The sequence below is a fragment of the Bradyrhizobium niftali genome (genome assembly GCF_004571025.1).
Classification (GTDB): Bacteria; Pseudomonadota; Alphaproteobacteria; order Rhizobiales; family Xanthobacteraceae; genus Bradyrhizobium; species Bradyrhizobium niftali.
On the sequence record NZ_SPQT01000004.1, the window covers coordinates 132,597 to 155,572 of the forward strand.

General features: G+C 64.8%; 22 protein-coding genes. 8 read left to right on the forward strand and 14 right to left on the reverse strand.

The window, feature by feature from the left end; all coding sequences use genetic code 11:
* Window positions 1-7: 7 nt before the first annotated feature.
* A complete protein-coding gene (locus tag E4K65_RS11340; protein ID WP_135174234.1) occupies window positions 8-2,134 on the reverse strand; it encodes an O-linked N-acetylglucosamine transferase, SPINDLY family protein in 2,127 nt (708 codons plus the stop codon).
* A 216-nt stretch (window positions 2,135-2,350) separates the two neighbouring features.
* Here E4K65_RS11340 and E4K65_RS11345 point away from each other — a divergent pair, with 216 nt between their 5' ends.
* Window positions 2,351-2,878 carry a cupin domain-containing protein gene (locus E4K65_RS11345; protein ID WP_135174235.1) on the forward strand — a complete coding sequence of 176 codons (528 nt, stop codon included), beginning with the start codon at window positions 2,351-2,353 and terminating at the stop codon, window positions 2,876-2,878.
* A 201-nt stretch (window positions 2,879-3,079) separates the two neighbouring features.
* Here the strand turns inward: E4K65_RS11345 and E4K65_RS11350 are convergent, their stop codons facing one another.
* Entirely contained in the window at window positions 3,080-4,330 is a 1,251-nt protein-coding gene (locus E4K65_RS11350; RefSeq protein ID WP_135174236.1) for a NupC/NupG family nucleoside CNT transporter, read from the reverse strand.
* 176 nt (window positions 4,331-4,506) lie between these two features.
* Between E4K65_RS11350 and E4K65_RS11355 the strand changes: the two genes are divergently transcribed.
* Window positions 4,507-5,730, forward strand: coding sequence for an MFS transporter (locus E4K65_RS11355; RefSeq protein ID WP_167770729.1), 1,224 nt, complete (start codon window positions 4,507-4,509; stop codon window positions 5,728-5,730).
* 204 nt (window positions 5,731-5,934) lie between these two features.
* Here the strand turns inward: E4K65_RS11355 and E4K65_RS11360 are convergent, their stop codons facing one another.
* From E4K65_RS11360 to E4K65_RS11390, 6 genes are all read right to left on the reverse strand, one after another.
* Entirely contained in the window at window positions 5,935-6,693 is a 759-nt protein-coding gene (locus E4K65_RS11360; RefSeq protein WP_027547017.1) for an SDR family oxidoreductase, read from the reverse strand.
* Between the two features lie 27 nt (window positions 6,694-6,720).
* Window positions 6,721-7,479 (reverse strand): proteasome-type protease, encoded by a 759-nt coding sequence (locus E4K65_RS11365; RefSeq protein ID WP_011088363.1) that lies wholly within the window; start codon window positions 7,477-7,479, stop codon window positions 6,721-6,723.
* A 107-nt stretch (window positions 7,480-7,586) separates the two neighbouring features.
* Window positions 7,587-7,994, reverse strand: coding sequence for a carboxymuconolactone decarboxylase family protein (locus tag E4K65_RS11370; RefSeq protein ID WP_092191578.1), 408 nt, complete (start codon window positions 7,992-7,994; stop codon window positions 7,587-7,589).
* A gap of 89 nt (window positions 7,995-8,083) precedes the next feature.
* Window positions 8,084-8,932, reverse strand: a complete 849-nt coding sequence (locus E4K65_RS11375; RefSeq protein ID WP_135174238.1) for a transglutaminase family protein — start codon at window positions 8,930-8,932, stop codon at window positions 8,084-8,086.
* A 110-nt stretch (window positions 8,933-9,042) separates the two neighbouring features.
* Window positions 9,043-9,987 carry an alpha-E domain-containing protein gene (locus E4K65_RS11385; protein ID WP_135174240.1) on the reverse strand — a complete coding sequence of 315 codons (945 nt, stop codon included), beginning with the start codon at window positions 9,985-9,987 and terminating at the stop codon, window positions 9,043-9,045.
* A gap of 4 nt (window positions 9,988-9,991) precedes the next feature.
* Window positions 9,992-11,410: a circularly permuted type 2 ATP-grasp protein gene (locus E4K65_RS11390; RefSeq protein ID WP_027547021.1), complete on the reverse strand. Its 1,419-nt coding sequence runs from the start codon at window positions 11,408-11,410 to the stop codon at window positions 9,992-9,994.
* 277 nt (window positions 11,411-11,687) lie between these two features.
* On the opposite strand from E4K65_RS11390, the gene E4K65_RS11395 reads away from it, so the two are divergent.
* The 3 genes from E4K65_RS11395 to E4K65_RS11405 all read left to right on the forward strand — a co-directional run bounded on the left by E4K65_RS11395 (window position 11,688) and on the right by E4K65_RS11405 (window position 13,716).
* The gene (locus E4K65_RS11395) at window positions 11,688-12,425 is read left to right on the forward strand and encodes a competence/damage-inducible protein A (RefSeq protein ID WP_135174241.1); all 738 of its coding nucleotides are present in this window, start codon (window positions 11,688-11,690) and stop codon (window positions 12,423-12,425) included.
* 38 nt (window positions 12,426-12,463) lie between these two features.
* A complete protein-coding gene (gpt, locus tag E4K65_RS11400) occupies window positions 12,464-12,991 on the forward strand; it encodes a xanthine phosphoribosyltransferase (protein ID WP_027547023.1) in 528 nt (175 codons plus the stop codon).
* Between the two features lie 107 nt (window positions 12,992-13,098).
* Window positions 13,099-13,716 carry a hypothetical protein gene (locus E4K65_RS11405; RefSeq protein WP_135174242.1) on the forward strand — a complete coding sequence of 206 codons (618 nt, stop codon included), beginning with the start codon at window positions 13,099-13,101 and terminating at the stop codon, window positions 13,714-13,716.
* On the opposite strand, the gene E4K65_RS11410 is transcribed toward E4K65_RS11405, so the two are convergent.
* Window positions 13,713-13,925, reverse strand: coding sequence for a hypothetical protein (locus E4K65_RS11410; RefSeq protein ID WP_135174243.1), 213 nt, complete (start codon window positions 13,923-13,925; stop codon window positions 13,713-13,715). The genes E4K65_RS11405 and E4K65_RS11410 overlap by 4 nt on opposite strands.
* Window positions 13,926-13,945: 20 nt before the next feature.
* Entirely contained in the window at window positions 13,946-14,968 is a 1,023-nt protein-coding gene (locus E4K65_RS11415) for a methionine synthase (RefSeq protein WP_135174244.1), read from the reverse strand.
* 134 nt (window positions 14,969-15,102) lie between these two features.
* Here E4K65_RS11415 and E4K65_RS11420 point away from each other — a divergent pair, with 134 nt between their 5' ends.
* The 3 genes from E4K65_RS11420 (at window position 15,103) to E4K65_RS11430 (ending at window position 17,522) form a co-directional block, all read left to right on the forward strand.
* On the forward strand, window positions 15,103-15,804 hold the full coding sequence (locus tag E4K65_RS11420; protein WP_135174245.1) for a glutathione S-transferase N-terminal domain-containing protein: 702 nt from the start codon (window positions 15,103-15,105) through the stop codon (window positions 15,802-15,804).
* A gap of 132 nt (window positions 15,805-15,936) precedes the next feature.
* Window positions 15,937-16,545, forward strand: a complete 609-nt coding sequence (locus E4K65_RS11425; RefSeq protein ID WP_135174376.1) for a 2-hydroxychromene-2-carboxylate isomerase — start codon at window positions 15,937-15,939, stop codon at window positions 16,543-16,545.
* Complete coding sequence (locus tag E4K65_RS11430) at window positions 16,545-17,522, forward strand: NADPH:quinone oxidoreductase family protein (protein WP_135174246.1); 978 nt, start codon at window positions 16,545-16,547, stop codon at window positions 17,520-17,522. The genes E4K65_RS11425 and E4K65_RS11430 overlap by 1 nt, the downstream gene beginning before the upstream one ends.
* A 136-nt stretch (window positions 17,523-17,658) precedes the next feature.
* Here the strand turns inward: E4K65_RS11430 and E4K65_RS11435 are convergent, their stop codons facing one another.
* From E4K65_RS11435 to E4K65_RS11450, 4 genes are all read right to left on the reverse strand, one after another.
* Window positions 17,659-18,549, reverse strand: a complete 891-nt coding sequence (locus E4K65_RS11435; protein WP_135174247.1) for a crotonase/enoyl-CoA hydratase family protein — start codon at window positions 18,547-18,549, stop codon at window positions 17,659-17,661.
* A gap of 128 nt (window positions 18,550-18,677) precedes the next feature.
* On the reverse strand, window positions 18,678-20,099 hold the full coding sequence (locus tag E4K65_RS11440) for an amidase (protein ID WP_135174248.1): 1,422 nt from the start codon (window positions 20,097-20,099) through the stop codon (window positions 18,678-18,680).
* Window positions 20,092-21,264 (reverse strand): M20 aminoacylase family protein, encoded by a 1,173-nt coding sequence (locus E4K65_RS11445; RefSeq protein WP_135174249.1) that lies wholly within the window; start codon window positions 21,262-21,264, stop codon window positions 20,092-20,094. The genes E4K65_RS11440 and E4K65_RS11445 overlap by 8 nt, the downstream gene beginning before the upstream one ends.
* Window positions 21,265-21,277: 13 nt before the next feature.
* On the reverse strand, window positions 21,278-22,783 hold the full coding sequence (locus E4K65_RS11450; protein ID WP_135174250.1) for a M81 family metallopeptidase: 1,506 nt from the start codon (window positions 22,781-22,783) through the stop codon (window positions 21,278-21,280).
* Window positions 22,784-22,976: the final 193 nt, after the last annotated feature.

Consider the following 22,976-nt stretch of genomic DNA (forward strand, 5'->3'; position numbering starts at 1 on the left):
GCAGCGATCAGGCGTCGCTGCTGCAATAGCGCTTCCACATCGCGCGATAGGCCTCGTCCACCGCTTGCACGTAGGCGACCGGGTTGCAGGCGGGCGCAGCCCTGACCTGTCCGGGCAGCTCGCGGCGCAATTTGTCGAGGTCGCCGATCTGCGCCGCACGGCTCACCGCGATGTCGACATATGCCTCCTCGCTATCCGTAACCCAGTCCGGCAGGCCAAGCGCGGAGAGGATGGAGCCGCCGGCACGGCTGGGCAGACTGTTCCCGAGCTTCGCCACCACGGGCACGCCCATCTGCAAGGCTTCCAACGTGCTGACGCCGCCGTTCTGCGGGAACGGGTCGAGGGCAATATCGACGCGATGGAATGATCTCAGATGATCGATTCGCAAGGTGGTTCCGAGCAGATCGACGCGTTCGGCCGGCACTCCGCAAGTTGCAAGCCGTGCCAGCAGATTGCCGCGGACCAGTTGATCGTCCAGCGCGAGATCCTTGATCAGCAGTCGTGACCCCGGCACCCTCTCGAGAATCCTGGACCAGGCCTGCGCGGCCTGGTCCGAAATCTTGCTGATGCGGTTGAAGACACCGAATGTGACGAAGCCGTTCGAGGTCGCCGGCGTTGACGCCCGCGCAAGCTCGATCGGCAGCGGCTCCAGCGTGACAAAGCACGGCAGATCGACAACGGTTTCCGCAAACAGATGCCGAACCGCGGCAGGAATCGCGACCGGGTCCGAGAACAGATAATCGATCGTTGGCAGACCGGTGCCGGTACCGTGGCCCCAGCCATGCACCTGGATCGGCGCCGGCTTGAGCGCAAACACGCCGAGGCGGTTTCCTTTGGTATGGCCGGACAGATCGATCAGGATATCGACGCCATCGGCGCGGATCTGACCGGCGAGGCGATCGTCGCTCCATTGCGAGGCGTCGTGCCAGCGATCGGCGATCTTTTGAAATTCGTCGGTCGCCGCATCCGCTTTGGACGAGCAAGAGTAGCACACGATCTCGAACTGTTCCCGGTCATGGTATTGCAAGACCGGCTTGAAGATGAACGCGGCCGAATGCGCGTTGAAGTCCGCCGAGACATAGCCAAGCACCAGAGGGCGATCCGGATCGCGGCTGTTGTCATGCGATCTCGCCGCTTCCGAAGCGACTTTCGCGCCGATCTGATCCCACCATACTTGCCGCGCTTGCTGATGCTGCTCAACGCTGGCATCGGCCAAGAAATCGAGTGCGAAGATCTTGTTGGAGATTGCGCTCGCGAAGTCAGGCGTAATGGCAAGAGCCCTGTCGAAACTGGCCAGGGCTTCGTCGACCCGGCCAAGTCCGGTGAGACAAAGGCCCAGCACCAGGTGAGCTTGAGCGGACTCGGGATCGATCGCGAGGGCCTTCTCGCAATCAGGCAATGCTTCGGCCATTTGCTTCATCTGGAGCCAGACGCTGGCCCGCCAGAGCCACCCGTTCGCGTCGTCGGGTGCCAGGGCGACTGCCCGATTGCAATCCGCTATGGCTTCGTCAAATCGCAGAAGCTCCTGCAATGCGACGGCGCGGTTCGCCAGCGCTGAGGCATAGTCAGGCTTGATCGATAGCGCGCGGTTCAAGCTTGCGATGGCCTCGTCATAATTGCGCAGACGGCAGAGCACCCAACCCCGGCCGTTGTGGGCTTCGGCAAGGTTTCCGTCAATTGCGAGCGCCTTGTCGTAGCACGCGAGCGCTTCCTGAATATCGAGGGTCACGCTCGCGTTACCGAGATTGGACAGGGCGAGGGCGTAGTTGGGGCGCAAGGCGAGGGCCCTTCGATGGCTCTCGCAGGCCTCGTCGTGACGTCGTAGCCCGTTCAGCGCGACGCCCAGGCTCATATGAGCTTCGGCAGATCGCGGATCCGCGGCAACCGCCCGGCTCAGCAGAATTTCGGCTTGCTGATGGTTCTTGGCGTCGGACTCCAGAACGCCGAGCATATGCAGTGCGATGAACTGGTTGGGCGCGAGCTGCAGGAGTTGGCGATAGGCCGCCCGGGCCTCGGGGAGAAGCCCTTTCTTTTGCAGCTGGAGGGCGTTCCCGAGCAATGGCAGCACGTCGGCCTCCTGCCGTTTCCGAAGCCGGGCATTTTGAAATGCACGCTGACCTACGCTGTTGCTCATGAATCAATTCCCCCAGAATCTCCCGGCGAGATTAAATCGGCGAGGGAACGAATACGAGACGACGGCCGTTCGCGACGACAGCTTCGGACAAGCTACGAACGACGCGTCGTCGCGTGACCAGCCCGAACCCGCGATTGCTGCCTCGTCCAGGACTGGATAGTCTGCCTTCGGGTTGTACCCGTCCGGCGGGCGCGGCTCAGATCAGGGAGGCAGACAATGGCCAGGCAAAAGGCATCAAGACCCGCAACGAAGACCGCGGTGAAGAAGCGGAGCGGCGCCAAGGCGGCGGCGCGATCCTCGGCGCGCAAGACGGTGAAGGCAAAGGCGCGCACGACCGCTCCGAAGAAGCCCGTGCGTCCCCGGCAGCGCGTCGCGATCAGCCATCACCGCGAGGAAGACTTCAAGGCCGATGGCCTGCGCGCTTATGCGAAATATCGCGATCTGGGCATTGCCGATGCGAGCCATGGGCTCGCGCAAGCGCATGTGATCCGGCTGCAGGGCCCCTGCAATCCCGCAGAAGTCTCAAAGCTTCACTTCCACGACGTCGAATTCCAGATGGTCTATGTCCTCAAGGGCTGGGTGAAGACCTACATGGAGGGGGAGGGCGAGACGCTGATGAAGCAAGGCAGCGCCTGGACCCAGCCGCCGAAGATCAGGCACATGATCCTGGATTATTCTGATGACGTCGAGCTGCTGGAGGTGATCCTGCCGGCGGAGTTCAAGACGGTGGAGCTGAAGGCGTAGACGCTTGCTCCTCCGTCATTGCGAGCGAAGCGAAGCAATCCAGGCTGGTTCCGCGGATGCATTTCTGGATTGCTTCGCTTCGCTCGCAATGACGGGCTCCTTGTAGCCCGGATGGAGCGGAGCGTAATCCGGGGCCGCTGCTTGCGACGGCGCACACTTTCCCGGATTGCGCTGCGCTCCATCCGGGCTACGGGCTCTTCGCTACGCCAACACCCCAACGATCGCCCCCATCAAACACGTCGTCAGCGTCCCCGAGACGATCGACTTCAGCCCGAGCGCGTTGATCTCCTCGCGGCGCTCCGGCGCCATCACCCCCAAGCCGCCGATCATGATCCCGAGGCTGGCGAAGTTGGCGAAGCCGCACATCGCGTAGAGCATGATCAGGCGCGAGCGTGTGTCCAGCACATCCGGCGCGAGCTTCGACAGGTCGACATAGGCGATCAGTTCGTTGAGCACCGTTTTCGTGCCCATCAGGCTGCCGGCCGTCACCGCCTGATCCCAGGGCAATCCCATCAGCCAGCACACCGGCGCCATGACGAGGCCAAGCAGGCGCTGCAACGAGATCGCGGCGCCGGCGACATTCGGCAACAGGCCGAGGATGGCGTTGACGAGGTAGACCAGCGCCACCAGCACCAGCAGCATCGCGACGATGTTGATCAGCAGCTCAATCCCTGCGCTCGTGCCCTTCACGATCGCAGCCATCGTGCCGGAGACCTCCATCTCGGGATCCTCCAGCGTGCCGCCGGTGCGCTTGTCTGATGTCTCCGGCACCATGATCAAGCTGACGAGGATCGCAGCCGGCGCGCCCAGCACCGAGGCGATGACGAAATGCGCCGCGGCGTCGGGGATGAGGGGAGCAAGGAGCGTCGCATAGAGCACCAGCACCGTGCCGGCAATGCCGGCCATGCCGCCGGTCATCACCAGGAACAATTCGCTGCGCGTCATCTGCGCCAGATACGGCCGCACGAACAGCGGCGCCTCGACCATCCCGAGGAAGATGTTGGCCGCGGTCGAGAGCCCGACCGCGCCGCCGACGCCGAGCGTGCGCTCGAGGAGCCAGGCCATGCCGCGCACGATCGGCGGCAGCACCCGCCAATAGAACAGCAGCGTCGTCAGCACGCTCATGACCAGGACGATCGGCAGCGCCTGGAACGCCAGGATGAAGTCGGCGCCGGGCACCTTCAGGTCGAAGGGCAGGGGGCCGCCGCCGATATAGCCGAACACGAAGGAGGAGCCGGCGCGCGAGGCCGCGGAGATCGCGCCGACCGCGTCGTTGATGGCGCCGAAGGCATGGGCGACGACCGGCAGCTTCAGGAGCACGGCCGCGGTGACGAAGGTCACGACAAGGCCGATCGCCGCCTGGCGCAGCGAGACCGCGCGGCGATTCTCTGCCAACGCCCACGCGATCAGCAGCAATGCGAAAATGCCGAGTGCCGATTGCAGCCGCAGCATGATGTCCCCAAACCCTCCATGATTATGGCCGCGCGTGCGTTGCAAAGGCAATGCCGGAAGCGCACCGGAGCCGCCCGCTGTTGACAAGCCGGTCCGCGTCAGCCACGCGGGGGCTCGTAAGGATCAGGCGCGGACGGCCCAAAAAGGTGAGTCGGGAGCTAAGTGAAGAGCAGCCATTGCCGGCCAATCTGCCGGTCAGCGCCGGCGCGCTGCTTTCCCACCGCGCCTTCCTGTTCTTCCTGCTCTCGCGCAGCCTGTCGCGCTTTTCCAGCCAGATCGCGGCGGTCGCGATCGGCTGGCAGATCTACGACCTCACCGGTTCGGCCTTCGACCTCGGCATGGTCGGGCTCGTGCAGTTCCTGCCCACCGCGCTGCTGGTGTTCGTCGCCGGCCACGCCGCCGACCGTTTTGAGCGCAAGCGCGTGGTCCAGCTCTGCCAGCTCGTGGAGGCGGCGACCGCGCTCTATCTTGCGATCATCACCTATCTCGGTGCGGTCAGCGAAGTGCAGATCTTCATCGCGACCTTTGTGCTCGGCATCGCCGGCGCCTTCGAAAGCCCGACCACCGCGGCGCTGCTGCCGCTGATCGCGCCGCAGGGCTCGCTCCAGCGGGCAACGGCAGTCGCGAGCGGTGCGGGGCAGGTCGCGACCATCACGGGGCCCGCGCTCGGCGGTTTTGCCTATGCGGTCGCGCCGCATCTTGCCTATGCCGTGATGCTGCTGTTCTGGATTCTCGGGATGATCTTGACCGGCTTCATCCAGCCGCGTCCGCAGGCGGTGGCCAAGGAGGGGACGGGTTCGGACAATATCTTTGCCGGGGTCCGCTTCATCCGGCGCAATCCGGCGATCCTCGGCACCATCTCGCTCGACCTGTTCGCGGTGCTGTTCGGCGGCGTTACCGCCCTGTTGCCGATCTATGCCCGCGACATCCTCCAGACCGGTCCCGTCGGCCTCGGCGTATTGCGCGCCGCGCCTGCGGTCGGCGCGCTGCTGATGACCATGGTGCTGGCACGCCACGCCATCTCGCGGCATGTGGGCCTGCGCATGTTCCAGGCCGTGATCGTGTTCGGCATCGCGACCATCGTGTTCGCGCTGTCGTCATGGATGTGGCTGTCGGTGCTGTCGCTCGCGATCCTCGGTGCCGCCGACACGATCAGCGTCGTGATCCGCTTCTCGCTGGTGCAGCTGTCCACGCCCGATGAGATGCGCGGCCGGGTCGGCGCGGTGAATTTCCTCTTCATCAACGCCTCCAACCAGCTCGGCCAGTTCGAGAGCGGAGTGGCAGCCGCGCTGCTCGGTGCGATGCCGGCGGCAGTGTTCGGCGGCGTCTGCACGGTCGCGGTCGCGCTGCTCTGGATGAGGCTGTTTCCGAGCCTGCGAAAGGTGGAGAGCCTGGAGTAGGGGCTCGCTCCCTCCATTCGTCATTGCGAGGAGCCCTTGCGACGAAGCAATCCAGAATCTTGCCGCGTTGGCAGTCTGGATTGCTTCGCTGCGCTCGCAATGACGATTGTGGAGGCAGCGCGGGGACTTGACCCGCGTCACCCCGGCGGCCTTAGGCGCCCCACGCCGCCTACTGTGCATGGGGTTGTTTTCGCGTTTTTTGGCTCAGCCTCGTCCGACGAACGGCATCTTGGTCGCCATCACCGTCATGGTCAGCACGTTGGCATCCAGCGGCAGGCCGGCCATGTAGGCGACGGCATCGCCGACCGCCTTGGCGTCCATGCGCGGCTCGTGCTTGGTGGTGCCGTCGGGCTGGAGCACGCCGGGGCCATTGACCATGCGATCGGTCATGGGGGTTGCCGCATTGCCGATGTCGACCTGGCCGACCGCGATGTCGTACATGCGGCCGTCGAGATTGCTCGCCTTGGTGAGGCCGGTAATGGCGTGCTTGGTCGAGGTGTAGGCCGCCGAGAACGGTCGCGGCGCGTGCGCCGAGATCGAGCCGTTGTTGATGATGCGGCCGCCGCGCGGGGTCTGGTCCTTCATGATGCGGAAGGCGTGCTGGGTGCACAGGAACGGGCCGGTGAGGTTGGTGTTCACCACCGCCTGCCACTGCTCGAGGCTGAGATCCTCGAAGTTCACGGCCGGCGCGCCCATGCCGGCATTGTTGAAGAGCACGTCGAGGCGGCCATAGGTCGCCTTCACCTTGTCAAACAGTGCGGCGATCGAGTCCGGCTTGGTCATGTCGGCGGTGACGCACAGGCTCTTGCCGGCGGGGCCGAGCTTCGCGGTCTCCTCGAGCATGTCGAGCCGGCGCCCGACCAGCACCACGGTGAAGCCGGTGTTCATCAGCGCCAGCGAGGCCGCGCGTCCGACTCCGGTGCCGGCGCCCGTCACCACTGCGATCTTTTTCGCTTCACTCATCGTTTCCTGCCTTTTTCTCTCAAGTTGTCAGGTTTTGGGTTCTTTTTCGTTCTTGTAGGGCGGGCGCGGAATGTTCTGATGCGCGGCGCGCAAGGCTGCCGACCAGCGCGAGCGCAGATCGTGGAAATAGGGCTCGCCCGCCTCGATACGGTGGTTGAGATCGGCATCGCAGGCGTCGGCGCGCACCACCAGCACGTCGATCGGCAGGCCGACGCCGAGGTTGGAGCGCATGGTCGAGTCCATCGAGATCAGGCCGGTCTTCAGCGCCTCGTAGAGCTCGACGTCGTAATGCATGGCGCGGTCGAGCACCGGCTTGCCGTATTTGTGCTCGCCGATCTGCAAGTAGGGCGTGTCGGTGGTGCACTCGATGAAATTGCCGGCGGTGTAGACCATGAACAGGCGCATGCGCGCCCCCTTGATCTGGCCGCCGAACAGGAAGGAGACGTCGAACGAGACGTCCTCGGACTTCAGCGCCGGGCCTTCGGTCGCATGCACCGCCCGGATCGCCCGGCCGATGCGCTGGGCGGCCTGGAACATGGTCGGCGCGTTCATCAGCGTCTCGATCTCGCCCGTGTTGGGATCCTCGAGGCCTTCGGTCAGTGTGGACAGCACCGACTGGCTGATGGCGAGGTTGCCGGCGCTGGCGATCGCCATGATGCGGTCGCCGGGCTTGGAGAAGATATGCAGCTTGCGGAAGGTCGAGACGTTGTCGAGGCCGGCATTGGTGCGGGTATCGGCGATCATCACCAGACCGTCCCGAACCAGGATTCCGCAACAATAGGTCATTTCCAGTCCCCGAACGCGTTTGCGCGGAATTACTAGCCAATTTCGGGGAGGCATGAAACCCCCGATTCCCGCGGGGAGGGCGTCATTCCGGGGCGCGACTGCTGACCTCAGTCAGCGGCATCGACGAGAAACGCCTCGTCCACGGGAACGCCGAGCGCCGTGACCAGCCGGTTCGTCTCCGCGGCCATGCCGACGATGGCGAGCAGTTCGCCATATTCGGCCTCGGTCATACCCTTGGCCCGTGCGCCGGCAGTGTGCGAATGGATGCAGTAGCTGCAGCCATGCGCCACCGAAACCGCGACATAGAGCATTTCCTTGACCTTGGGATCAAGCGCCCCCGGCGCCATCACCTCCTTGATGCTCTCCCAGGTCCGCCGCAGCGTCTTCGGATCATGCGCCAGCGCGCGCCAGAAATTGTTGACGAAATCCGACTGCCGAACCTTGCGGATGTCGTCGAAAACGGCCCGCGCTTCGCTCGAGAGCTCATCGTCCGAAAGCAGCTTTACGGTCGCCATGGGTACCTCGCGGGTCGGGTGTGACCTTGCGATTGTAGCACGGCTCATGCGGTCGGCCGGCAGCACGTCGTGGCGAAATGCGGCTATGCCTAGCTCTGCCTCTGTGACTGCGACTGTGATTGCCCGCCGCGGCCGGCCTGCTCGACCTTGACGGCCACAGACAGCGTTTCCGCGCCGCCGCCATAGCGGGTGCCGCGCACGGGGGCTGCGCCGAGATAGTCGAGCCCGATCGCGACACGGACATGGGCGTCGGTGGCACAGATGCTGTTGGCGGGATCGAAGCCGACCCAGCCGAGATCGGGAACGTAAGCCTCCGCCCAGGCATGGCCGGCATCCTGATGCACCGTGCCGTCCGAGCGCAGGAAATGGCCGGAGACGAAGCGGGCCGGCACGCCGCCGGTGCGGGCGCAGGCGATGAAGATATGCGCGTAGTCCTGGCAGACGCCGCGCTTGAGCGTGAAGGCTTCCGCCGCCGACGTGCCGCTGTTGGTCGGATCCTCGTCGAACGTCATGTGGTCGCTGATCTCACTCATCAGCGCATGCAGGAAGCCGAGCGTGTCGCTCTCGGCCTCGCTGCGCAGCTGGCGCGCCACCGCCGCCATCGCCGGGTTGACTTCGGTCAGTTCCGTCGTGCGCAGGAACATGCCGGCCGGAAAGCGCTCGTCGGCGCCGCGCAGCACGCCGCCGGTATCGTGGGTTTCGATCAGTCCCTCGGCCGTGATCTTGATGTCGCCGACAGGGCCGCAGGACAGCACATGGGTGACGTTGCCGAAGGCGTCCTCATGGGTGTCGAGCTTGGTGTCGGTCGAGACGTCGATCTGCCATTCCGCCACATACTGCCCGTCATGGCTGCACGGCGTCATGCGCAAGATCTGGATCACGCTGGTGGCCGGCGGCTCGTAGCGATAGGTCGTTGTGTGCTGGATTCGCAGGCGCATGATGGACCGTTGTTCTGGCGTCGTCATTCCGGGGCGGTGCGCAGCACCGAACCCGGAATCTCGAGATTCCGGGTCTGGTCCTTCGGACCATCCCGGAATGACGGCGTGTATCAGATCAAATACTGCTTCGTGATGATTTCGCCCAGCCTGGAATTGTCCGCGATGAATTCCTGAATGAATTCATGCACCCCGTGCTGGAAGATGTCGTTCATATTGCTGTGTTCGAGCCGGTTGCGGATGCCGCGGGCGTGGCGCTGGGCCGGGCCCTGGCGGCCGTAGGCGACGCCGATCTGGTCGAGATTGCGCACGAGGTTGCCGTAGCAGCTGGCCAGCGAGCGGGGCAGCGTGTCGTTGAGGATCAGGAGATCCGCGATCAGCCAGGGCTTCAGCGTCTCGCGATAGACCCAGTGATAGGCGGTCAGCGCCGAGACCGAGCGCAGGATCGAAGTCCACTGGTAGAAGTCGAGCGGGCCGCCAACATGCTCTTCCTCGGGCAACAGCACGTGGTACTTCACGTCGAGAATGCGCGCGGTGTTATCGGCACGTTCCAGATGCACGCCCATCCGCGAGAACCAGTAGGCGTCGTTGCGCAGCATGGTCCGGTAGGCCGAGCCGTCGAAGCGCAGCGAGGTCTCCTGCACGAAGCGCAGGAACTTGGCGAGATCCTCGCGCGTCGAGGTGCCCTTGTTCCAGACCTCCTGCAATTCGATCCAGGCCGAGTTGATGGTGTCCCACATCTCGCTGGTGAGCGCGGTGCGCACCGAGCGCGAGTTCAGCCGCGCCGCCTCGATGCAGTTCCTGATCGAGGACGGGTTGTTCGACGAGAACGAGAGGTATTCGACGACGTTGTGCTCGTTGGCTTCCTCGTAGGTCTGATAGAAGCTTGCGGCGACGCCGGCGGTCAGCAGCGCCGAGTCCCATTCGTTGGTCTTGCCGATATAGGCGGCGGGAAGCGCGGTGACGCGCAGTGTCGCATCGATGGTGCGCGCGAGATATTCGGCCCGTTCGACGTAGCGGGCGAGCCAGTAGAGGTTTTCGGCGGTACGCGACAGCATCTGACTACTCGTCCAAAATCCAGGTGTCTTTGGTGCCGCCGCCCTGGCTCGAATTCACCACCAGGGAGCCTTCCTTGAGCGCGACGCGCGTGAGCCCGCCCGGCACGATCGTGGTGCTCTTGCTGCCGGTCAGCACGAACGGCCGCAAGTCGACATGGCGCGGAGCAAGGCCGGTGGCCGTGCAAGTCGGACAGGTCGAGAGCGCCAGCGTCGGCTGCGCGATAAAGCCTTCCGGCTCGCGCTTGAGCTTCTCGCGGAAGGCTTCGATGGTCGCCTTCGTCGCGGCGGGGCCGATCAGCATGCCGTAGCCGCCGGAGCCGTGCACTTCCTTGACGACGAGCTCGCCGAGATTGTCCAGCACATAGGCGAGGTCCTTCGGTTCGCGGCAGCGCCAGGTCGGCACGTTCTTCAGGATCGGCTCCTCGCCGAGATAGAACTTCACGATGTCAGGCATGTAGGAGTAGATCGCCTTGTCGTCGGCGATCCCGGTGCCGACCGCGTTGGCGAGCGTGATGTTGCCGGCCGCATAGGCCGACATCAGCCCGGGCACGCCAAGCACGGAGTCAGGGCGGAAGGTGAGGGGATCGAGGAAATCGTCGTCGACGCGGCGATAGATCACGTCGACGCGTTTCACGCCCTCGGTCGTCCGCATGAACACTTCGTTGTTCTTGACGATGAGGTCGCGGCCTTCGACCAGCTCGATGCCGAGCTTGTCGGCGAGGAAGGAGTGCTCGTAGTAGGCGGAGTTGTAGACGCCCGGCGTGAGCAGGGCGACCGTCGGCTCGCCCGAGGCGCTTTGCGGCGCCACCGAGCGCAGGGCCGCGAGCAGCTCGTCCGGATAGCGCTCGACCGGCGCCACGCGGTGGCGGGCGAACAGATCCGGAAACAGCCGCATCATGATCTCGCGGTTTTCCAGCATGTAGGACACGCCTGAGGGCGTCCGCGCATTGTCCTCCAGCACGATGAAGTCCTCGGCGTCGACCCGGACGATGTCGATGCCGGCGATGTGCACGTAGACGTCGTGCGGCACCTGCTGGCCGTTCATCTCGGGCCGGAACACCGGGTTCTGGAAGATCAGATCGTCGGGCACGACCTCGGCGCGGAGGATATCGCGGCCGTGATAGATGTCGCGCAGGAACATGTTGAGCGCGCGGACGCGCTGTTTCAGGCCCTTCTCCAGCAGCGCCCATTCCTTGCCCGACATGATCCTGGGGATCACGTCGAACGGGATCAGGCGCTCGGTCGATTCCGAATCGCCATAGACGGCGAAGGTGATGCCGATCCGGCGGAACAGGAGCTCGGCTTCCTGGCGGCGATATTCGAGCGCCTCGGGAGGCGTCTCCTTGAGCCAGCGCGCCAGCTCCTGATAGGCGGGGCGAAGGTCCCCGCCGGGAATATTCATTTCATCAAACGCGACTGCCATAGATCCCGACTTGTCTCCGCAAGGCGTTGCGCCATTTCACAGGTCGTCAGGCCTTGGTGAAGACCGCAACGTCCTGGCCATGCGGCAAGAGTGCATGACTTTCAGGTGGTAGCAAGGGCCGGGCCAGCGCGATAAGCATGGACTGGCAGCATTTACCGGGGATAGCAGGCAGCTTGCCTGAAAAAATGGCTGAGGACTGCTTATTTCGGCAGCAAAACCGCGTGACTTCAACGCGTTACCTCGGCAAAGTCGGCGCTACAGGTGAGGGACTTAAGGCATGAGCGAGATCGTCACGGCGGGCATTCTGGTCATTGGGGACGAAATCCTGTCCGGCCGGACCAAGGACAAGAACATCGGCTTCATCGCCGAATACCTGACCAATATCGGCATCGACCTGAAGGAAGTCCGGGTCGTCTCCGACGACGAGGACGACATCATCGCCGCATTGGATGCACTGCGGCATCGCTACAATTACGTCTTCACCACCGGCGGCATCGGGCCGACCCATGACGACATCACCGCCGACAGCGTCGCCAAGGCGTTCGGCGTCGGCATCGACCACCACCCCGAGGTGGTCGCCCGTTTCCGCGAACGCTGGAGCGGGCAGGACCTCAACGAGGCCCGCCTGCGCATGGCCCGCATCCCCGACGGCGCCGAGCTGATCCAGAGCGCGACCATCCTCGCGCCCGGCTTCAAGATCGGCAATGTCATCGTCATGGCGGGCGTGCCGTCGATCATGCAGGCGATGATGGACATCGTCTCGCCCAAGCTGAAATCGGGCGTGCGCATGCTCTCCGAATCGGTCCGCGCCAATGCGCGGGAAGGCGACATCGGCAGCCCCTTGCGGGCGATCGCCGCAGCCCATCCCGACACCATCATCGGCAGCTATCCCTTCATGGACGAGGACCAGAAGCCGAACACCAATCTGGTCGTGCGCTCGCGGGATGCGGACAAGCTCGCAGCAGCCATGGCTGCGGTGAAGGAAATGCTGGCAGGATTGAACATCACCCGGTAGCAGAAAGGCTGCCGGACGACGATTGGCAGGAGAAGACGATGGGCGGTGAAGCACCGGAACTGAGCGAGCAGGAGCGGGCAGGCAAGGCCTTTCCGGTCTCGTGGGACCAGTTCCACCGGGATTGCCGGGCGCTGACCTGGCGGCTCAACGAGGTCGGTCCGTTCCACGCGGTGATCGCGATCACCCGCGGCGGCCTGGTGCCGGCCGCGATCGTCGCGCGCGAACTCGGCGTACGCGTGATCGATACGGTCTGCATCGCCAGCTACGACCACACCAAGCAGGGCGACCTCCAGGTCCTCAAGGGCATTTCAGAAGCTGCCATGAAGCTCGGCGGCGGCACGGGCAAGGGGCTGTTGATCGTCGACGACCTCGTCGATACCGGCAAGACCGGCAAGCTGGTGCGCGAGATGCTGCCCGACGCGCATTTCGCCACCGTCTACGCCAAGCCGAAGGGGCGTCCGCTGGTGGACACCTTCATCACGGAGGTGTCGCAGGACACCTGGATCTTCTTCCCCTGGGACACCGCGCTGTCCTACCACCCGCCGCTCCGCGACGGGGCGGCGTGATCATCGCCGTCATTGCGAGGAGCGAAGCGACGAAGCAATCCAGACTGCTTCCGAGGATGCATTTCTGGATTGCTTCGCTTCGCTCGCAATGACGGGCGGAGGCAGTCATGCCCCTGCAAAACCGTGTCACGCCCGCCGGCGAGATCATCGCCACCCCGCACCGCGGCATGTTCACCGGCAACCGCGGCATCATCCACGATCCCGCGACGAAGACGCTTCTGAAGAAGCGCTGGTCGTCGCCGGCCTGGATCACGTGCCTCTGCGAATTCCGCGGCTGGCGGCGGCCGGTGATGGCGCGCCGGAGCTGGACCGAGCTGTTCTTCCTCGACGAAGCCACCGCGTTTGCCGCGGGCCATCGGCCGTGTTTCTTTTGTCGCCGCGACGATGCCAGACGCTTTCGCAGTGCTTGGGAAGCGGGGAATGCTGCAAGCGACGTCAGCGCGAAGGCGATCGACACCGTGCTGCATCGCGAGCGCCTTGATCGCGGTAAGAAGCGGCTGCACGCGCTGCCGATGCCGCTCGTAGAATTGCCCGACGGCGCGATGGTGCAGCAGGGCGAGGAGAGTTTTCTGGTGGCGCAGGGCAGGGCGCTGCTGTGGTCGCCGGCAGGCTATACGCCTGTTAACCGCGAACTCGCCGACGCAAAGCTGCTGACTCCGCCTTCCACGCTGCGCGCGATCGTCGCCGGCTATCGGCCCGCGTTGCATCCGACAGCGCGTAGCTAGCGCAGCGGCTTACCCTCTTCATCCACCGTCGTCCGGGCATCGCGCAGCGCCCATTCGCGGATCACCTGGCGGCAGCGGGTCAGCTCGGCATCGCTGGCGGTGTTCGCATCCTTCGACGCCCGCTCGACCATGGCCTTGCACTTGACGAGCACGGAGCGGTCCTCCGCGCGTGCCAATGCCGTGGTCGCGACGAGTGCAGCGATGACCATCGCTGAACGGCTCACCGCAACTACCCCAGCTTCTCGCGCGCCAGCGCGGCACCTGCGCCGAGCGCCATCAGCTTGGCTTCGGCGATCTCCCGCCGCATCGGCGCCATGCCGCAATTGGTGGTGGCGATGATGTTGCTCTTGGGCACGAACTTCGACACCGCGTCGATCACCTGCACGACGTCCTCGGCCGTCTCCACCGTGTCGCTGGCGACGTCGATCACGCCAGCCTGCACGATCTTGTTCTTGAGCAGCGCGAGCAGGTCGAGCGGCACCTTGGAATTGCGGCACTCGATCGCGACCTGCTGGATCGGGCTGGCGTCGATCGCGGGGAAGATCTGCTCGTATTGCCGCCACTGTGCGCCGAGCGTCTCCTTCCAGTCGGTATTGGCCTTGATGCCGTAGCCGTAACAGATGTGCACGGCGGTGGCGCAGGTCAGGCCTTGCGCGGCGCGCTCCAGCGCCTTGATGCCCCAGTCGTTGACCTCGTCCATGTAGACATTGAAGGCGGGCTCGTCGAACTGCACGAGATCGACGCCGTCGGCCTGGAGCGCCTTGGCTTCCTCGTTGAGCAGCTCGGCGAAGGCAAAGGCCATCTTGACGCGGTCGCCATAGTAGCGATCGGCAATCGTGTCGATGATGGTCATCGGGCCAGGCAGTGTGAATTTCACCTTCTTCCTGGTGTGCGTACGCGCGACGGACGCCTCAAAAGCATGGACGCGGCCCTTGAGCCGGAGCGGCGCGACCACCTGCGGCACCATCGCCTTGTAGCGGTCCTTGCGGATGCCCATCTCGACCTTGTGGGCGAAATCGATGCCCTCGATCTTCTCCAGAAAGCCGTGCACGAAATGCTGGCGGGCCTGCTCGCCCTCGGTGACGATGTCGATGCCGGCGTCCTCCTGGATCTTCAGCCAGATCAGTGTCGCGTCCCGCTTGGCGTGCAAGAGCTCGTCGCCCTGCGACTTCCATGGTGCCCAGAGCATGTTGGGCTCGGCGAGCCATTCGGGCTTCGGCAAGGAGCCGGCGATTGTGGTTGGAAACAGCATGGCGGCCCTCCCGGCAGGTTATGTTGCGCCTCTTCCTGCCATGTCCTAACGTCAAGGTACAGAACAACAAAAGTCGCTTTCTATTCCAGCGGCGACGACAGGGAAGGCCCAAAGGAAAGGCCAACGGAAAGGTCATGATCGATCTCTATTATGCGCCGACGCCGAACGGCTGGAAAATCTCGATCATGCTGGAGGAACTCGGGCTCCCCTATCGCGTGAAGCCCGTCAACATCCGCGCCGGCGAACAGTTCAACCCCGAGTTTCTCGCGATCAGTCCGAACAACCGCATTCCCGCCATCGTCGATCACGAACCCGCCGATGGCGGTGCACCTTTCTCGGCCTTCGAGACCGGCGCGATCCTGATCTATCTGGCGGAGAAGACCGGCCGCTTCCTGTCCGGAGATTTGCGCGGCCGCTCCACCACGATCCAGTGGGTGATGTGGCAGATGGCGGGACTGGGACCGATGCTCGGCCAACACGGTCATTTCGCACTCTATGCGGCCGAGAAGATCCCTTACGCGATCGAGCGCTACCGCGACGAGGCGGCGCGACTCTATGGCGTGCTCGACCGGCAGTTGGCCAGGACCGGCGCCTATGTCGCCGGTGACTATTCCATCGCCGACATCGCCTGCTTCCCCTGGACCATGACCCACAAGGCGCAAGGCTTTACGTTAGAGGACTATCCGAACGTGAAACGCTGGTACGCGGAGGTCCGCGCCAGGCCGCAGGTGCAGGCGGGGCTTGCGATCGGCAAGTTCGTCAAAGAGCCGTTCGACGAGGAATCACGCAAGATCATGTTCGGCCAGCGTGCGAAGGAAGTGTTGGGGAAGAAGTAGGCTTTCGCCACACTCGTCATTGCGAGCGCAGCGAAGCAATCCAGGGTCTTTCCGCGGCGGCAGTCTGGATTGCTTCGCTGCGCTCGCAATGACGGGGGAGAAAGCGAAACAAACATGACAAAAGGAAACGCCATGATCGAATTCTTCTTCGACTGTTCCAGCCCCTGGACCTATCTCGCCTTCCACAACATCCAGCCGTTGGCCAGGGAGCTCGGCGCGGAGATCGTCTGGCGGCCGATCCTGGTCGGCGGCATCTTCAACACGGTCAACCCCAGCGTCTATGCGCAGCGCGAGATGCCGGTGCCACTGAAGGCGCGCTACATGAAGAAGGACCTGCAGGACTGGGCGCGCTCGGCCGACCTGTCGATCAAGATGCCGCCGACGGTGTTCCCGGTGAACAGCGTCAAGGCAATGCGCGGCTGCATCTGGCTGGGTCAGGATATGGTGGCGTTCGCGACCGCCGTGTTCGAGGCCTATTGGGGCGGCGACAAGGACATCTCGCAGGACGCGGTGCTCGCTGGGATCTGCAAGACGGTTGGCATCGACGAGCAGAAGTTCTTCGCCGGAATCGCGGAGCAGGGGATCAAGGACCAGCTCAAGGCCAATACCGAAGAGGTCGTCGTGCGCGGCGGGTTCGGCTCGCCGACGATCTTCGTCGACAAGACCGACATGTATTTCGGCAATGACCGCCTGCCGCTGATCCGCGAGGCGCTGCTGCGCCGCAAGGCGAGCGCGGCCTGATGGTGCGCGCTGTCGTCTGCCGCGAACTCGGCGCGCCCGAAACGCTGCGGCTGGAGGAGTTTCCCTCGCGTGCCCTGAAGCGGGGCGAGGTGCGCGTCGCGATCCGCGCCGCCGGGCTGAACTTTCCCGACGTGCTGATGGTGGCCGGGGAATATCAGCTCAAGCCGGAGCTGCCGTTCACGCCCGGCATGGAGGCCGCCGGCGACGTGACCGAATTGGGCGCGGAGGCGAGCGGCGTTGCGGTCGGCGACAAGGTGATCGTGAAGATGCGCCACGGCGCTTTCACCGATGAAGCGGTCGTCCCGCCGTCGCAGCTCACGCCGATGCCGTCGACGTTCGACTATGCCGAGGCTGCGACCTATCTCGCCGGCCACGGCACCGCCTATCACGCGCTGATCGACCGCGGCCGCGTCGAGCCCGGCGAAGTGCTACTCGTGCATGGCGCGGGCGGCGGCGTCGGCCTCGCCGCCGTCGAGATCGGCAAGATGCTGGGCGCGACCGTGATCGCGACCGCTTCCAGCGACGAGAAGCTCGCCATTGCAAAGGCGCGCGGCGCCGATCATCTCGTGCGCTACGACCGCGAGCCGTTTCGCGACGCCGTCAAGCGCATCACCGACGGCCGCGGCGCCGACGTGGTGTTCGATCCCGTTGGCGGCGAGGTGTTCGAGAATTCGATGCGCTGCATCGCCTGGGGCGCGCGGCTGCTGGTGATCGGCTTCACCGGCGGCATCGGCTCGGCCAAGACCAATCTCCTGCTGATCAAGGGCGCGAGCGTGCTCGGCGTGCGCGCCGGAGAGGCCGTGCGGAAGAATCCCGCGCTCGGCGAGGTGCGCCTGAAGGCGCTGCTGAGATGGGCGGAGGAGGGCAAGCTGCGCCCCAACGTCTCGCACCGCCTGCCGCTTGGGGATTACGCAAAGGCAATGCGGTTGTTGATCGACCGCAAGGCGATCGGCCGCGTGGCGCTGGTGATGGAGTGACGGTGCCGTTGAATCGTAGGATGGGTTAGCGCTGCAGAGGCGCGAAGCGCATCTGCTCGGCGTAACCCACCGCTTCTGTGTCCGCGAAAAGTAAAGAGGTGGGTTACGCCTTCGGCTAACCCACCCTACGAGTGCGTCACTTGTACTCCCGCTCCGTCCACCACGGGAAATAGTCCGGCATGTCGCTGGACACCTTGTTCTTGAACTGCGCCGGGCGCTTCTCAAGGAACGACACCACGCCTTCCTTCACATCATCCGAGCGGCCGCGCGTGTAGATGCCGCGGCTGTCGACCTTGTGGGCTTCCATGGGATCGTCCGCGCCCATCATGCGCCACATCATCTGGCGGATCAGCGCCACCGACACCGGCGCGGTCTTCGCCGCGAATTCCTTGGCGAGCGCGCGGGCGGTCGGCAGCAGATCATCGGGCGGCACCACCTTGCTGACCAGACGCCCCGCAAGCGCCTCCTGCGCCGGGAAGACGCGCCCGGAATAGCACCATTCCAGTGCCTGCGAGATGCCGACGATGCGCGGCAGGAACCAGCTCGAGGCGGCCTCCGGCACAATGCCGCGCTGTGAGAAGACGAAACCGAAACGCGCAGCGTCGGACGCAATGCGGATATCCATCGCGAGCTGCATGGTGACACCGATGCCGACGGCAGGGCCGTTCACCGCGGCGATCACGGGCTTGAGGCATTTGAAAATACGCAGCGTCACCTGGCCGCCGCCGTCGCGCACCTGCGGATCGCTGTAATCGACCTTGCCGTCGGCGAGGCGCTTCACGGGCCCGCGCCGCGCGTCGCGATCAAACGTATCGGCGCCGGAAGAGAGGTCGGCGCCGGCGCAAAAACCGCGGCCTGCGCCGGTGACGATGATGGCGTGGACATTGTCGTCCTTGTCGGCGGCGTCGAAGGCGTCGATCAGCTCTGCCTGCATCTGCGCGTTGAAGGCGTTGAGCTTGTCGGGCCGGTTCAGCGTGATGGTGAGAATCTGCTCGGCGACCTCGTATTTGATGGTCTCATACGCCATTGGTGGTTTCCTTCCCTGTCATTTCTTGAATCAATTCTGTCATTGCCGGGCTTGACCCGGCAATCCATCTTTTTTGAAGAGGATGGATGCGCGGGTCGAGCCCGCGCATGACGAGTTGCGCTGAGGCGCTAGCGCGCAGGCGGCTTGGGCCAGGGCCGCTGCGGGCCGCGCAAGCTCTCGAAGGCCTTGGCCATGCCGAGCACGCCGATGTCGTCGAAGCGGCGGCCGACGATCTGCACGCCGATCGGAAAGCCCTTGGCGTCGAAGCCGCCATTGATGGAGATGGCAGGGTTCTCCGACATATTCCACGGCACGGTATAGGCGATGTGCTCGAACGGCTTCATCGGATCGTTGGTGGGCGAGGCCCATTCAGCCGGATAGTTGACGTTCGGCGCGGTCGGCGAGATCACATAGTCGAGCTCGCAGAACAGTTTTGAGGCCGCGGCGCGGATCGCCATGGTCTGGTTGAACCCACGGATCACGTCCACGCCCGACAGTTTTGCGCCGGACTCGCCCCATTTGAAGATGTAGGGCAGCACCTTTGCCTGATCGGCCGGCGTCAGCCTGGACAGATCGTCCCACATCCGCGCGCGCCAGAAATTGTCGAGGCCGTCGAGCATCTCGCGCGTGAGGATGCCATCGACCTCGGTGACAACAGCGCCGGCGGATTCAAATGCCTTTGCCGCCTTCACCGCGACCTCGCGCACCGGCTTTTCCAGCGGCAGGCCGACGCCGGGATCGAGCATCAATCCGATCCGCAATTTGCGCGGTGACTTCTCCGGCCCCTTCCAGTTGAGCGGTTCGGCAGGCAGGCTCATGCCGTCGCGCCGGTCGGGCTTTGCGATCGCGCTCATCATCAGCGCGCAATCGTCCACGTTGCGGGTCATCGGGCCGGCGACGCGGCCGACATAGGTGGGGTCGATCGGCACGCGGCCGAAGCTCGGCTTCAATCCGACGAGGCCGCACCAGCCCGCGGGAAGGCGCACCGAGCCGCCGATGTCGGTGCCGAGATGCAGGGGACCGTAGCCGGCCGCGGCGGCCGCGCCTGCACCGGCGCTGGAGCCGCCGGGATTCTTGGAGAGGTCCCAGGGGTTGCGCGCGAGCGCATGGAAGCTGGAGAGCCCCGAGGACAGCATGCCGTAATCGGGCATGGTGGTCTTGGCGAAGATGATCGCGCCGGCCTCGCGCAGCCGCGCGGCGGGCGGGGCGTCCTTCTCGGCGGGCACGAGCTTGACGCTGGCAGCACCCAGCGGCACGGGCACGCCCTTGGTCGCGATGTTGTCTTTCACCGTCACCGGAACGCCGTCGAGCGGGCCGGACGGCTCGCCGCCGGTCCAGCGCGCGGTCGAGGCTTTCGCGGCCTCCCGCGCGCCGTCGGGATCGAACGCATAGAGCGCCTTGAGGTGCGGCTCCCACGCAGCGACGTGCGTAAGCACGTCCTCCAGCACCTCGCTCGGCGAGAACTGCTTGGCGCGATAGCCTGCGATCAGATCGACCGCGGACAGATCGTGCAGCGAGGTGACCGCCTCCTCGACGCTCTTTTTATGCATGAGCACCCACCGGCATGCGCGTCTCGATGATGCGGGCGAACATGCTGGCGCCGATCGGCAGGATCTTGTCGTCGAGCACAAAGCCGGGATTGTGCACCGGCACCGAGCCGTCATGACCGACCCAGAAATAGGCGCCGGGAATGGTTTGCAGCATGTCGGCAAAATCCTCGCTGCCCATCTTCGGCTGGGCGCGGGTGATCACGTTGGCTGGGTTGACGACGGTGCGCGCGACCTCTTCAACCACCTTGGACTGCTCGACCTGGTTGACCAGCACGCCGAACGTGTCGCGGATGTCGGCTTCGATCACGCACTGATAGGCGCTCGCGATGCCGGCACAGATCGTGCGGATGCGTTCGGCGATGAGGGCGCGGACTTCGTTGGAGAAGGTGCGGATGGTGCCGCAGAGATGCGCTTCGCCGGGGATGACGTTGTAGGCGGAACCCGCATGGATCTGGGTGATCGAGATGACGGCGGCCTGCAGCGGCTCGACGTTGCGGCTGACGATGGTCTGGATCGCCTGCGCCAGCGTGGTCGCGATGATCACCGCATCCTTGGAACGCTCGGGCATCGCGCCATGCGCGCCATAGCCGGTGATGCGGAGGTCGAAGAAGTCGGCGCTGGCCATTGCAGGGCCGGGCAGGATCGCGATCTCGCCATGGTTGAGGTCGGGCGCATTGTGCAGGCCGTAGAGCTCGTCGCAGGGAAACTTCTCGAACAGGCCGTCCTTGATCATCGCGCGGGCGCCGCCGAGGCCTTCTTCGGCCGGCTGGAAGATCAGGTGCACGGTGCCGTCGAAGTTCCTGGTCTCGGCGAGGTAGCGCGCGGCGCCGAGCAGGATGGTGGTGTGGCCGTCATGGCCGCAGCCGTGGAAGCGGCCGGGGATTTTCGAGCTCCATTTCAGATTGGTGTTCTCTTCCATCGGCAGCGCGTCCATGTCGGCGCGCAGGCCGATGCGCTTGCCGCCTGCGCCCTTGCCCTTGATGACGCCGATCACGCCGGTGCCGCCGAGACCGCGATGCACCTCGATGCCCCAGCCCTTCAGCTTGTCGGCGACGATGCCGGAGGTGCGCACTTCCTCGAAGCCGATCTCGGGATGGGCGTGGAGGTCGCGCCTGATAGCGGTGAGTTCGTCGGCATAGCCGTCGATGCGATCGATCGTGGGCATGTGTCCTGTCCGGTTAGCGTGAAGGAGGATTGAAAACGGGGCCGTTCGGCTTGATGCGAATGCCCGGGCGCAGCTTCGTCCAGGGCAGGGAGGCAGTGTCGGCCGGCATTGCGCCCGGGGCGGCGCAGATCATCAGCTGTTCCGCGATCGGCTCGAAATCGGCGCGGAAGTGCACCGAGCTCTTGTTGACCAGGATCTTCTGTTCGGTCGGCTCGATGCCGACATAGCGGTACATCGCCTGATCGGCGAGCTGCGCCTTGTGCGAGGAGACGACGACACGAACATCGCCGACGCGCAGGGCCGCGGAAGGACCCATCTCCATCTCGCGGCCGCCGTAATAGGGGCCGGGTGCGATGAAGCGGCCGTCGGACAGTTTCTCGACGACGAAGGTCTCGCGATAAGGCTCGTCGCCTGGAATGCCGGACTTGCCGCCGAGCGACAGCGTCACCGTGGCGCCGACGCCGGCCGCATGCGCGGCCTTCGCCGATTCCGGATCGTAGATCGCGCCGGTCGCAGCGCTCGCCTTGTTGCGCACCAGCGCGCGCAGCATGCCGGTGGTATCGGAATCGCCGCCCGCGCCGGGATTGTCCTGGGTGTCGGCGATGATGATCGGCTTGCTGGCGCCCTTCGCCAGTTCCATCGCATGGCGCACGCCGTCGTCGGGAGACCAGATCTTGCCGTCGAAATCGTCCTCGTGGCTTTCGATCAGCTTGACGATCGCATCCGCAGCGCGATCGGCGTCGGCTTGGGTCTTGCCATAGGCGAACACGCTCGGCCCGCAATCGCGGAAGTCGGCGGCAGGGAAGCCGGGCGCAAAGGACAGCGTCGGGACCGCGTCGCTCTCGAGCGCGGCGAGCTTCTCGCAGATGCCCTTGGTCGGCTGGTCATTGGTGCACTGCCAGCTGATTGGGATCAGGAACGGCAGTTGCCGGAACGCCTTGGCGAGGCGCTGCTTCGTCTTCAGCAGCAGTGCGAGATGTCGCGCCGAGGCGCGGCCCGTCTCGGCCATGTCGACATGCGGATAGGTGCGGTAGGCGATCAGCGCATCGGCATGTTCCATCATGTCCGGCGTGACGTTGGCATGCAGGTCGAGGCTGGCAACCAGCGGAACATCCTCGCCGATGACGCGGCGCACGCGCGCCAAAATCTCGCCTTCGCCGTCGTCGAGATGCTCCGTCACCATCGCGCCGTGCAGGTCGAGATAGACCGCATCGACGGGACCCGCCGCCGCAATGCCGTCGACCATCACCTTCACGATGCGCTCGAAGGCGTCCCGGGTGACATGCGCCGACGGGCTCGCGCCGCAGGCGATCGTCGGGATGAGTTCCCAGCCATTGGCTTCGGCGCTGTCGACGAAGCCGGCGAGGCCGACATTGATGCGCCGCATCACCTTCAGCACGTCGGCACCTTGCGTCATCGCCGGCCAGCCGCCGCCATGCTGGAAGTCCGCAAACGTCGCCTTCGTCGGAGCGAAGGTGTTGGTCTCATGCAGGAAGCCGCCGACGGCGATACGTGTCATCAACTCAAGTCCAGGCAATTGAAAGTGTGCGACGTTAGCCTTGCCCTTGCGGAGAGAGCAAGGCGGGACGCACTCGCGCCGTGCATAGGGTCAAGACGTTTTGGGAATGCTGCTCCGCCGTCATTCCGGGGCGCGCCACTTTGGCGCGAGCCCGGAATCCATTGTGCGACAGCGTCCGCGGCCTGATGGATTC